The following is a 12,307-nucleotide window of genomic DNA, read 5'->3' on the forward strand; positions in this document are numbered from 1 at the left end:
CGACGGATTATATAGAGAGATTATCCATCGTTTCCCCGGTTCCATCTTGATCGAGGGAGTGGTTATTTGCGATCTTCAACCGACCGGATGCTTATTAGAATTAAGTCAATTTACTTGTTTATTCGTAAAGAAGGCACGGTAACAACTCAAGAACTGGTTGATGAATTCGGAATTACGCAGCGAACGATACAACGTGACTTGAATGTTTTGGAATATAACAATCTTGTTCACAGTCCGAGTCGCGGTAAATGGACTTCAAGTCGCAAAAGTCAAGCCTCATAGAAACCATACACGTAAACATACAAAATCCAGCTCCTCGACGAAGAGCTGGTCTTTTTTAATGGATATAACGAAATAGGTTTTTGAGTTCATCGGTAGTTAACTCTCGGTACTCCCCTGGTTTAAGATCTTCGTCCAATGATAACGAACCGATTCGAATTCTCTTTAATTCCGTTACTCGGCGCCCAAGCGCCCCAAACATCCGCTTCACTTGATGATATTTCCCTTCGGTAAGGGTAATCGTAACGTTCGGTTTATCGGACTCGTCATCCCACTGGAGTTTGGCTGGCTTTGTAACCGTACCATCTTTTAACTGAATGCCTTTTTCCAACGCTTGTAATTCCTCATCTGCAGGTAGCTCATCCAATGTCACTTCGTACTCTTTTTCAATCTCATATTTCGGTGATGTAAGCCGATGAGCAAAGTCTCCATCATTCGTCAACAACAATAACCCTTCCGTATCTTTATCGAGCCTTCCGACTGGAAATAAATCCGCACGAAACTGTTCTTCCACATCTGCTAGTACGGTCACATTCTCCGCGTCTGTCGTCGCACTCACGCGATTTTTTTGCTTGTTCATTAGTAAATAAATCGGGCCCGTGTTCGCTGTAATCGGGTTCCCATCTAAAGTAATCGTATCTTGTTCGATGTGGACTTTTGCCGAGGCATCGGTCACAACCTGACCATTTTGTTTCACACGTTTCTTCTTTAACAGCTTTTTTACATCTTTTCGTGAGCCGACGCCTGCTTTTGCCAACCATCGATCTAGTCGCCATTCACTTTCCATCATTCTCATTCTCCCAACGTTCCATGATTGAACGGGCAAACCCACCGTGAGTATCGGTGACATGGGCTTCAACGATCCCTGGAATCATGCTCTTGATCGCTCGCTCGATCATTTGTTCATCGAAATGTTTCGCTTTTAATTGCTGTTCAATTGAAACAATGGCTCGCAAAGTCTCTGTCGTCACGATCGTATTTGCCATTCTAACGGACGACTCTGTATTAACGATGGTTGAAAACGCCCCGCTTGTCACGCTTGAGAATAATCGACGATCCTCCTCCGTCGAAACGACAAATGTCCCCGCCCTCTCTAACGTATACGCGTGCCCCAGCAACTTCACTGAAGTCGCCCGCTGTTGTTTTGTTAACAGAGCTGAGACGTCGTTAAAATCTAGATTCGTTGCCGTATAAAAAAACTGACAATCCTCCGGGAAGGCTTTGGCATATTTCAAAAAAAACGGCTCATATACATGAGCCGGAAGGGCGATGATGACTTGGTTTTCGTAAGAGAACTGCTCGGGTTTAACGACGGCAACTCCCGCTACTTCTGCTGCTTTGCTTACCGTCCGATTGTACACCTTCACTTCCTCGACCCCGTGATTGTGAAGTGCCGAAACGATCGCCTGCCCTAGCTTTCCAAAACCTACGACGAGCATTGTGATCCCTCCTAACGTTGGCCACTCGCCATCGTCACTTGTGAATCGTCTTGTTGAACTTCATCATCCATGCTTTGTTCTCGTTCTTTCGCATTTTGCCTTGATATGTTCGCTACAATTGCCGCTGCAACAAAGGAAACGATGAGGGATGACCCTCCTGCACTGACAAATGGCAACGTAATTCCTGTGATTGGCATCGTGCCGCTAACCGCGCCTGCGTTAAAAATGAATTGGAACATAAACATGAACACAAAACCATACGCGAGCAATGAGCCAAACATCGTCTTACACCGACTGCCGATAATGACTCCTCGAAAACCGATGATTAAGAAGCAAAGAATAACAAAACCTACACCAAAAATGCCGGTTTCTTCAGCAATAATTGCCAAGATAAAGTCATTATGTGGTTCTGGTAAGTAACCGAGCTTTTGTATACTTTGTCCAAAACCCGTCCCTGTCACACCCCCGTTGGCAATCGCATAGTACGATTGAATGAGTTGATGTCCATGAGTTTCTTGGTGTGCAAACGGGTCCATGAACGCAAGGATCCGGTTCATTCTGTACTCCTCTTGGGTCACAAGAAAAGCAACTGAACCTGCCGATAAGGTACCAAGCATTATTAAGTGTCGTAATCTTGCCCCCGACAAAAAGATAATCACTCCGGTTACGAGTAAAATCGTAACTGCGGTACCGAGGTCGGGTTGCGCAAGAATGAGGGTAAATACGAAAACGACAAGGACGAGTGGTGGCAGTACGCCGGTTACAAAACGATTAATGTATTGATGCTTTTTGGAATACACCGCTGCTAAGTAAATCACCACACCTAGCTTTACGAACTCCGAAGGCTGGATTGTAAAGCCAGCAATGGATATCCACCGGGTTGCTCCTTTATCTTCAATACCGATAAACGGCACAAGCACAAGCAAAATTAACGAACCGACAATAATGATCGGGCTTAATTGCTTGAAAAATTGATAACGGAAATTCATGACGATGAGAAACAGCGCGATACCGATAAAGAAAAACACAACTTGCCGACTGACTACAGAAGTCGCCGGACTGCCACTGTTTATTGCCGCAGGATAACTAGCACTATATACCATGAGCAGTCCGAATACCGAAAGTGCCAAAACCGTGCAAATAAAAATCCAGTCAAACGCTCGAAACCGTGCTAGCATATCCTCACCTGCCTAATATTTGGAAATGATTCTTTCATTCTAGCATGCTTTTTCTACCACAGTTATGTCAGTTTCTTAACATCTTAAAACGATCTCCAAGTACGGAACCCGCTAAACCTAAACGAATCGTGAGAATCATAAACACTAATCCACCCGTAAGAACGCCGAAGAACAACACAGATGTGAGACCAAGTTGCGTTGTTGCATCAAAAAGAACGAGTCCTCCTTCACGAACAATCCATACCGATAGCCCCATCACAAAGGAGATTCCCACTGTGAGTAGTGCTGGTTTTCCTAATGGTATGATGGAATAACCAGTGTGGCGAATGATCGCAATGATATTATAAACAATTGCACTTGTATATCCGATTAACGTCGCAAATACCGCCCCACCGGGACCAAATAACGAAATGAGTATATAGTTTAACGACAACTTCAGTACAAGGCCGATTAATAGCCCTGTAATGGCTTGCTTTTGCCGATTCATGCCTTGAAGCATTGCAGCTGTCACGGCAAACAACGAGAACAATACAGCAGCTGGCGCATACATTCCAAGAATGTGGCCACCGAGCACGTAGTCTTCCATCCCGAACAGTGCCGCAAACGCCGGTTCGGAAAGAAGAATGAGACCGACCATTGCTGGAACAGTAAAAAACAAAATGAGTTGCAAACTCTTCGTAATGTAGGACTTCATTTCATCGATTGCGCCCTTTGTATTCGAGCGGGTAATCGCAGGGATGATATTCACACTCATCGCTGTTGCGACGGCTACAGGTATAAGAATTACCGAATGGCTCGTCCTTACGAAGATCCCGAAGGCTGTTTCAGCTTCCCCATCGCTCACACCAAAACCATTCGTCATCGCTGAGCTAAATGTTGCCATGTCTATAAGCTGATAAAGAGGAATCGCTAGTCCTACAAACGAAAGAGGCAACGCATAACGTATAAGTTCCTTATACATCCCTCGTAGCGGAAGCTCCTCGGCTCCTGTGTTAGATTCGCTGATTTGGGCATAGATTCCTGCTTTTCTTTTCTGCCAAAAGTAGAAGAGCACGAGAAATGAACCAAGCCCGCCAATAAATGCTCCAAAGGTCGCCCAACCTACCGCCGTCCCAATCGAGCCATCCCCAACTTGTAAAATAAGAAACGTAATGATAAGAATAAAACTAACTCTAAAGATCTGTTCAACGACTTGAGAAATTGCTGTAGGACCCATCGACTGAAACCCTTGAAAGTACCCTCGTATGACACCCATGATCGGTATAATAATAAGCGCGATACTCACCATACGGATTGTGAACACCACATCTTCGGTCCGATTCCCCGTCGGGTCATTATTAGGCAATACCCCTTCAGCAATCCAAGGTGCTAAGAAAAATAACAATAAAAATGATAAAAAGCCGGTGATTGCCATCACCAAAAGCGATGACCGAAATAGCCGATGACCTGTCTTATAATCCCCCATCGCATGATACTTCGCCACAAATTTAGACACTGCCATCGGAATGCCTAAAGTGGAGAGACTTAATAAAAGTGTATACGGTAAATATCCATAGGAATACAATGCATTCCCTTGTTGTCCGACCATCGCCGTAAACGGAAATATGTATAAAAGTCCAAGCACACGGGAAAATAAAGTTGCACCTGTTAACATCATCGTCCCGCGCACGAGTTTATTTTCTGCCATACCTTTTCAACGCACCCTTCACCTACTCATCTCTCGCATTTTACCATATGTAGAAGCGTTCACAAAAAAGAACCTTGCCAAATTCGTGGCAAGGTCCCCCACAGAGCTTATTGCCCTTACTTGAACCTCTCCGTAATACGCTACCAAGTTTTTTAGAAACGATATCCGAACCGCTACTTCGCTCGTGATTATTCTCCAATTAACTGAGTAACAGATACAAAATAAATGCGATAACGCCAATGACTAAAAGCATACCGAAACAACCGATCATGCCCATTAGTCCGCCAGAGCCACCGGCATGACCTCTGCCGTATCCATAGCCACCGCCACGTCTTCTCCCCATCATCGATCCTACCGCCATGCCGCCGAGAAACGAACCTCCGCGACCGCTTCCGTTTGAAGAATTGCTCTGTTTTCTAAAATTACCGCCACCTGAACTAGATGCTCTCGGTCGATTTCTGCCAGATGGCCGGTTTGTCCTAGCGCCTCCCGGTCTTCTTGAAGATGCTCTCGGTCGACCTCCACCTCTACCTCTCCTGCTCATGTCATCCCTCTCCTTACGATTATTTAGCGTTCAGCTTGGAACGAGGCGACGACTGTTCGTGCACGTCTCGGTCCATCAAATTCACAGAAATAAACGCCTTGCCACGTCCCTAAAACGAGTTTGCCACCTTCGACAAGAAGGGTCTCGCTCGCACCGACCGTGCTCGCTTTCATATGGGCAGCGCTGTTTCCTTCACCGTGACGATCATTGTCGTCATGCCAAGGGAACGTTTCATCCATTCTACGAAGAAAGTCGGTTTTTACATCCGGGTCGGCATTTTCATTAATGGTTATCCCAGCTGTTGTGTGAAGGTTAAATACGGTGAGCACACCGTCTGTAAATCCTTCGGATTGCACCCATTCGTGCAAATCATCGGTAATTTCAATCATATCATTATGCTTATCTGTTTGATAGGAGAATCGTTTCATCGTCCTCTCTCACCTCTTCTTCAGTTCGTGTCTACATCCACAATAAGGGAAAAACGTACCCACTTTCAACAATTGTACGGGGTGAGGCTGTGTAGCGAATTGGAAAACGGCTGTGATATGATGACGAAGGACAAGATAAAAAAGGAGAAAACGTATGAAAAGAATCATCATTATCGGCGGTGGGCCTTCAGGGTTAATGGCTGCAGTCTCCGCTGCAACTGAAGGTGCACATGTGACAATTGTTGATAAAGGAACGAAACTCGGGCGCAAGTTAGCCATCTCTGGAGGTGGCAGGTGCAATGTGACAAACCGGATGGAATTAGGGCAACTCATTTCGTTCATTCCTGGCAACGGAAAATTTATGCACAGCCCCTTTTCCGTCTTTAATAATGAGGACATTATCGCTTACTTTGAAAACCTCGGCATCCGCTTGAAAGAGGAAGATATGGGGCGCATGTTCCCGGTTACAGATAAAGCTCAAACCGTTGTAGAAACGCTGCTTCGGGAGATTAAACGGCTAGGTGTCACGATTCAAACGAACCAACGCGTCAAAAGTTTGATCATTCAAGCAGATCAAATTGCTGGTATTCGGTTAGAAAACGGCCAAGAGCAACGGGCCGATGCCGTCATCGTCGCTACAGGGGGGACAAGTGTGCCACACACCGGGAGCACAGGTGATGCATACCCGTGGGCGAAGGCTGCAGGTCATACCGTCACCGATCTCTATCCTACTGAAGTTCCGATTACATTAAACGAACCGTTCATTAAGAGTAAGACCGTACAAGGCTTATCTTTGCGAGATGTTCAAATGACGGTTTGGAACAAAAAGAAGAAAACAATCGTGACGCACGAAGGCGACGTGCTCTTCACCCACTTCGGTCTCTCTGGACCGATTGCACTCCGCTGTAGCCAATACGTCGTGAAAGAACGAAAGAAACATCCCGAAAACCCGGTCACACTAACGATTGACTTGTATCCAGAAACGAGCGTACACAAACTCGTACAACAATTTGAGCAAAGAAAAAGCGATGACGGAGCAAAAAGTATTAAAAATGCGCTGAGCAACGTCGCACCTGAACGTTACTTAGCACTGCTTCTAGAGCATGGAAATGTCGACAAAGATATGCCTTTGCGCAACGTAACGACTGTGCAGCTTGAAGAGCTTGCCCGTCTATTTAAAGCATTTCCATTACGAGCAAACGGAACACTTTCCATCGAGAAAGCCTTTGTCACCGGTGGAGGGGTATCCATAAAAGAAATCGTTCCGAAAACGATGGCCTCCAAAAAGAAACGAGGCTTATACTTTTGTGGTGAGGTACTCGACATTCACGGCTACACAGGTGGCTTTAATATTACTGTAGCATTCTCTACAGGGTATACAGCAGGTAAAAACGCTGCATTAGATGATGAAACACCGAGTTAAGCCATTTAACAACAAATTAGGCGAGGAAGTGTTATGACCATCTTTGGCACGTACGGGAAGCTCCGAGACGACTGAAAAACCGGATGAGCTCTTACACACATCCGGTTTTTCAGTAAACCTCCCATTTTGCGAGCGCGACGGTGTAGCGAGGAAAAGTCCACATTCTACGCACTGAGAAATTGGGATATATTGGTTTTTGACGATCTTGATAGGGTGAACTAAACAATTTCTTCAAGAACCAATGGGAAGCTTGGTAAAGTGAAAACTGTGCTCGAGTTGCGCCCGAACTGTTCTCAAGTTGGCGAAAATCGTAGAAAAAGCGATAGATTCTCCTAAACTAGGTAACAGAATGAGCAAACTCGGTAACAGATCACCGGGTCATGTGTACACCCTCGCCCCGAAGTACCCACAAGACGTCGGCGCGAACCGCCCCGAACCGAGTCCGATTTGGCTTCGGCCCCGCTGGGGCCGACAAGGTGCTCGCTTATGGGCATTGAATCTGCGCTCCAGTTGGAACAAACTGCGCGCAAGTTTAGCGGAATGAGCGCCAAAATCATTTAACTAGGCAAACTTGCGCGCAGAAAGGATAAACTAGCGCGCAAAATGGCACCGCGCTATCTCTCCAACCCAACACCCAACAGCGCAATTCAGGAAAATCTTAAGTTCATTCTATATTAGATCGCGGACGTACTGACCTACATATGTTGAATCAAAAAATCCCTCGACTATAGCAAAGGGACTGTCTCGCAATTTTTTACCATATGACCATACCCAGACATCGCTTTCAATGTGATCGCGGCAAAGCGTGTAAACGATTGCGAGAATGAAGGAGACTTTGGAAGTAGACTGTCGTTCATTTTCTTTTAAGTGCTCGATCTGCTTCCATAAACGTCTGTTTGGAATGAAACGTCCATCGATTGGAAACAGAATAGAGCAAAACAGGTTTAGGTCGACAATTCTATTTCCAATCAAAGCTCTTTGGAAACAGAATCCCCGTAAACACCTGTTAAGGGGTATCAACATGGCTTTTGACTATGTGTGAGTACAAATAATCGTCACACCCATTTCTCTAACCGATCGTCTCAAAGAATTATCGTAATCTTCCACATCATGATCGGCTTTCAATCCCCGCACGTTGGCGGCTATTCTTCAAATAGAAACACTTCTTCAATTTTCTTATCGAACAGCTTAGCAATTTGAAACGCAAGAGGTAACGACGGGTTATACACCCCTTTTTCAATAGAAATAATCGTTTGTCTAGATACACCGAGAAGACTAGCGGCGCCTTCTTGTGATAGTCGTTGCGCTTTCCGGAGTTCTTTCATTCGGTTTTCCATCGTTTCAGTCCTACTTTTTTGTAAAAACCGTATAAGATAACGGGCTCTTTGTCAAACGGGCTTTACCGTACGTTTAGATAACTTCCAAGCGGGGATGAGCGAATGAAAGTGAAACAAGTAACTTACGAACATATGAAGGATCGTATAAATCGTGAGCGTAACGGCATATGCAATGGCCCAAACCCCGACCAACTCTCCTAAAAACATAAATAGCAAGCTCATACCAATCGGGAATGGCATCAAGACGATGAGCCAGATCGGTGCACCGAGCTTCTCAGTCAATGCACCCATAGAAACAACAGTGAAACCGATGACGAGAGACTGCCAAACGAAATGCTCATCTGTAACGATCAGACTACCTGAATAGTATGAAAATGCAGTGAGTAATACAGCAACGAGAAAATGAAGTGCGTATCGCAATGTTTTCCCCCTTATATTGTTCAATCCTACTATACAGACTTTAGTATAGCATGTTATTTCATATTCACGAGCTCAGTAATCTCCTCTGCCACTTGTGCAATCGTTTTGTCCTCCGTATACACCGTGTGCGTCGCCAACATACGGTTGGACGGATGGCGGACGAAATGACGATTGATGTTTAGAACGGCTTGCTCTGTTGTCAAATTCATCAATCTTTCGTTCAACACATCGATCGACTCATTCTCATCATCACTTGGGAGTAGTAAAAAGACGTGTGCCTCGTCTTTCATAGCTTCACGTACTTTCTTAAACAAATTCCGGTCCTCGTACACAGAATGTCCTGCTCCGAAATCAATAATGTGAGACGGGTAGTCATCGAGCGTCCTTACGACAGCGTGAGCTTCGAATGGTTTCCAATAGTCATACACTCCGGCAAATCCTTTTTGCTCATGGATCTGCTTTTGCTTATCTTCACGAAAACCCATCTCTTTGTAATACGTGAAGCGAACGTCATCAAGGGCACACCGGGGCATGTTTAATCGTTTGGTTAGTTCATCTGCAACCGAACTTTTGCCACTACAGATCGGCCCGATGAGTATGATTCTTTGCATCGTTATCCCCCTTTCTTACGTGTATACAAAAACCTGGCTGTCACAATGACAACCAGGTTTTTTCGTTACGTTGCAACAACGTTGACGAGTTTACCAGGAACCGCAACGACTTTTCGAATCGTTTTTCCTTCAATATTCGCTGCTACTTTCTCGTCAGACAGCGCAATCTCTTCCATTTGTTCTTTCGTCGCATCTTTAGCCATCACGAGCTTCGCTCTTACTTTGCCGTTCACTTGAACGACAATTTCTACTTCATCTTGGACAAGGTAACGCTCATCGAGAACCGGCCACGCTTCATACGTAATCGTCGTCGTTCCCCCAAGCTTCTCCCATAACTCTTCAGCAATGTGCGGAGCAATTGGCGAGAGCATTTTCACAAAGCCTTCAATCGCCACTCGAGGTAGTGCCTCTTCTTTGTACGCCGCATTAATGAATACCATGAGCTGACTAATCGCTGTGTTAAAGCGCAAATGCGTCATGTCGACAGTCACTTTATCGATCGTTTGATGGTACGTTGTGAGTAACGGATGGTCCGTCCCTGCATCGTCTACGACTTTGCTTGTAAGTGTGCCATCTTCTTCAATGAGCAAACGCCACACCCGGTCAAGGAATCGTCGTGATGCATCCAAGCCATTTGTGGACCAAGCGATGGAAGCGTCAAGTGGACCCATAAACATTTCGTACGTACGTAATGTGTCTGCTCCGTGTGAAGCCACGATATCATCTGGATTCACGACGTTGCCTTTTGATTTACTCATCTTCTCGTTGTTCTCACCACCAAGAATCATCCCTTGGTTGTAAAGCCTTTGGAAAGGTTCTTTCGTCGGCACAACCCCAATATCGTAAAGCACTTTATGCCAAAAACGAGCGTACAACAAGTGAAGAACGGCGTGTTCTGCTCCGCCGATATAAATATCAACAGGCAACCATTGTTTTAACAATTCTGGGTCAGCAAGTGCTTCATCATTATGTGCGTCGATGAATCGTAAATAATACCAGCAGCTCCCTGCCCATTGTGGCATCGTGTTCGTTTCCCGACGACCTTTCATTCCGGTATTCGGATCGGTCACTTCGAGCCAATCGGTTGCATTGGCAAGCGGGGATTCACCCGTACCTGAAGGTTTGAACTCATCCAAATCTGGCAAAGTGAGGGGCAGTTCTTGCTCAGCGACAGGTGTTAAACTGCCATCTTCCCAATGAATCATTGGAATTGGCTCACCCCAGTAACGTTGGCGGCTGAACAACCAATCGCGAAGGCGATACGTCGTTTGTTTCTTACCTTTACCGTTGTCGTCAAGCCAAGCGACGATCTGTTCAATCGCCTCTTCTTTCATGAGTCCGTTCAGAAACTCAGAGTTCACATGTTCACCATCTCCGGTAAATGCCTCCTCGGAGAGATCTCCTCCGGAAACGACTTCACGAATCGGCAAGTCAAACGTCTTTGCAAACTCAAAATCCCTCTCATCGTGGCCAGGAACGGCCATTACCGCTCCCGTCCCGTAACTAATGAGCACATAATCTGCAATCCAGACAGGGATACGCTCCCCATTCACAGGGTTTGTTGCGTACGCTCCAGTAAACGCACCAGACTTCTCTTTTGCCAGATCTGTACGTTCAAGATCACTTTTCGTTCCGACTTGTTTTTGATACTTTTGCACCGCTTCTCGTTTCTCAGCTGTCGTCACCTGATCTACAAGTGGATGTTCCGGTGCTAATACCATGTACGTTGCACCAAATAGTGTATCTGGACGTGTCGTAAATACGTTCACTTCATGACCTTCAATATGAAAAGACACTTCTGCTCCCGTTGATTTACCAATCCAATTGCGTTGCATATCTTTAATGCTCTCAGGCCAATCCAACTCATCAAGATCGTCAAGCAACCGGTCTGCATATTCTGTAATCCGAAGCATCCACTGTTTCATCGGGCGTCTTTCCACAGGATGTCCGCCGCGCTCACTGACCCCATCAATCACTTCTTCGTTCGCTAAAACAGTGCCTAATGCCGGACACCAATTCACCGCTACTTCATCGACATACGCAAGACCTTGCTTGTACAGTTGAATGAAGATCCATTGTGTCCATTTATAGTAATCTGGATCGGTCGTGCTAATTTCGCGATCCCAATCATAAGAGAACCCAAGTTCTTTAATTTGACGCTTGAACGTTCCGATGTTTTTTTCGGTAAACGTGTTTGGGTGTTGGTTCGTATCCAATGCGTATTGCTCTGCTGGAAGACCAAATGCATCCCAGCCCATAGGATGAAGCACATTGTATCCTTGCATCCGTTTCATTCTTGAAAGAATGTCTGTCGCTGTATATCCTTCAGGATGACCGACGTGCAACCCTGCACCGGATGGGTACGGAAACATGTCCAATGCGTAAAATTTCGGTTGATCCGTTTTTGATGTATCCGCTTTAAATGTTTTGTTATTCTCCCAATATGCTTGCCACTTCTGCTCAATCTTGTCATGTGGAAAGGCCATAAAGGACGCCTCCTTTTTAAACAACAATTAATACTTATGTTTGGTTTCATTTTCGATTTAATGAAAAATGCCTCCCTCTTCGGAGACATTTTACATACACCGCTCCAACTGTTGAGCAGGTAAATCGCTACTTTTGCATATTTCTTGATATTGCCATTGTAGGCTCGAAATTCGTCAATGTCAAGGCTGACAGGCAGTTTAGCCATTTGTTACCCGCTCTTAAATTCCACGAGCATGAAATTGAAAATAAGCGTATACTATACGTAAGCAATCATGATCTTGGAAGGAGGGTGCAACGTGGTACACGAGATCTTAAACGACAGAGAACCTGCCGTTCATTCTAAAAAGCAGAATAAACGAAAGAAACTCACTGGGAAGCTTAAAAAATCGATTCGTGATTATTTAAGAAAACAGCCAGTGCCACGCTATGAGTAATGTTTGCGGCACCTTCACTAAGAGCGAAGGTGCCGCTTTT

13 protein-coding genes are annotated in these 12,307 nt (G+C 45.3%); 3 read left to right on the top strand and 10 right to left on the bottom strand.

The features are described from left to right. Positions 1–66: 66 nt before the first annotated feature. Positions 67–282 carry a DeoR family transcriptional regulator gene (locus tag ACE1TF_RS08460; protein WP_042398435.1) on the top strand — a complete coding sequence of 72 codons (216 nt, stop codon included), beginning with the start codon at positions 67–69 and terminating at the stop codon, positions 280–282. Positions 283–337: 55 nt separating this feature from the next. Here the strand turns inward: ACE1TF_RS08460 and ACE1TF_RS08465 are convergent, their stop codons facing one another. From ACE1TF_RS08465 to ACE1TF_RS08490, 6 genes are all read right to left on the bottom strand, one after another. After that, positions 338–1,066 (bottom strand): pseudouridine synthase, encoded by a 729-nt coding sequence (locus ACE1TF_RS08465; RefSeq protein ID WP_375015902.1) that lies wholly within the window; start codon positions 1,064–1,066, stop codon positions 338–340. Further along, a complete protein-coding gene (locus tag ACE1TF_RS08470) occupies positions 1,056–1,718 on the bottom strand; it encodes a hypothetical protein (RefSeq protein ID WP_375015904.1) in 663 nt (220 codons plus the stop codon). The genes ACE1TF_RS08465 and ACE1TF_RS08470 overlap by 11 nt, the downstream gene beginning before the upstream one ends. A gap of 11 nt (positions 1,719–1,729) precedes the next feature. Continuing rightward, entirely contained in the window at positions 1,730–2,896 is a 1,167-nt protein-coding gene (ftsW, locus tag ACE1TF_RS08475) for a putative lipid II flippase FtsW (protein ID WP_042398433.1), read from the bottom strand. Positions 2,897–2,963: 67 nt separating this feature from the next. Next, complete coding sequence (locus ACE1TF_RS08480; protein ID WP_375015907.1) at positions 2,964–4,583, bottom strand: putative polysaccharide biosynthesis protein; 1,620 nt, start codon at positions 4,581–4,583, stop codon at positions 2,964–2,966. A gap of 199 nt (positions 4,584–4,782) precedes the next feature. Continuing rightward, a complete protein-coding gene (locus tag ACE1TF_RS08485) occupies positions 4,783–5,127 on the bottom strand; it encodes a hypothetical protein (RefSeq protein ID WP_375015909.1) in 345 nt (114 codons plus the stop codon). 23 nt (positions 5,128–5,150) lie between these two features. Further along, a complete protein-coding gene (locus tag ACE1TF_RS08490) occupies positions 5,151–5,555 on the bottom strand; it encodes a secondary thiamine-phosphate synthase enzyme YjbQ (protein ID WP_375015911.1) in 405 nt (134 codons plus the stop codon). Between the two features lie 154 nt (positions 5,556–5,709). Here ACE1TF_RS08490 and ACE1TF_RS08495 point away from each other — a divergent pair, with 154 nt between their 5' ends. Further along, complete coding sequence (locus tag ACE1TF_RS08495; RefSeq protein WP_375015913.1) at positions 5,710–6,978, top strand: BaiN/RdsA family NAD(P)/FAD-dependent oxidoreductase; 1,269 nt, start codon at positions 5,710–5,712, stop codon at positions 6,976–6,978. A 1,142-nt stretch (positions 6,979–8,120) separates the two neighbouring features. On the opposite strand, the gene ACE1TF_RS08500 is transcribed toward ACE1TF_RS08495, so the two are convergent. The 4 genes from ACE1TF_RS08500 to leuS all read right to left on the bottom strand — a co-directional run bounded on the left by ACE1TF_RS08500 (position 8,121) and on the right by leuS (position 11,832). Continuing rightward, positions 8,121–8,315 carry a helix-turn-helix transcriptional regulator gene (locus tag ACE1TF_RS08500; protein WP_042398432.1) on the bottom strand — a complete coding sequence of 65 codons (195 nt, stop codon included), beginning with the start codon at positions 8,313–8,315 and terminating at the stop codon, positions 8,121–8,123. A 51-nt stretch (positions 8,316–8,366) separates the two neighbouring features. Continuing rightward, positions 8,367–8,735, bottom strand: coding sequence for a hypothetical protein (locus ACE1TF_RS08505; RefSeq protein ID WP_375015915.1), 369 nt, complete (start codon positions 8,733–8,735; stop codon positions 8,367–8,369). 53 nt (positions 8,736–8,788) lie between these two features. Further along, entirely contained in the window at positions 8,789–9,346 is a 558-nt protein-coding gene (locus tag ACE1TF_RS08510) for a shikimate kinase (RefSeq protein WP_375015917.1), read from the bottom strand. Positions 9,347–9,411: 65 nt separating this feature from the next. Continuing rightward, positions 9,412–11,832: a leucine--tRNA ligase gene (gene leuS, locus ACE1TF_RS08515; RefSeq protein WP_375015919.1), complete on the bottom strand. Its 2,421-nt coding sequence runs from the start codon at positions 11,830–11,832 to the stop codon at positions 9,412–9,414. A 297-nt stretch (positions 11,833–12,129) separates the two neighbouring features. On the opposite strand from leuS, the gene ACE1TF_RS08520 reads away from it, so the two are divergent. Next, positions 12,130–12,267: a hypothetical protein gene (locus ACE1TF_RS08520; RefSeq protein ID WP_193744234.1), complete on the top strand. Its 138-nt coding sequence runs from the start codon at positions 12,130–12,132 to the stop codon at positions 12,265–12,267. Positions 12,268–12,307: the final 40 nt, after the last annotated feature.

This window comes from Geomicrobium sp. JSM 1781026, assembly GCF_041949955.1.
Lineage (GTDB): Bacteria > Bacillota > Bacilli > Bacillales > Marinococcaceae > Geomicrobium_A.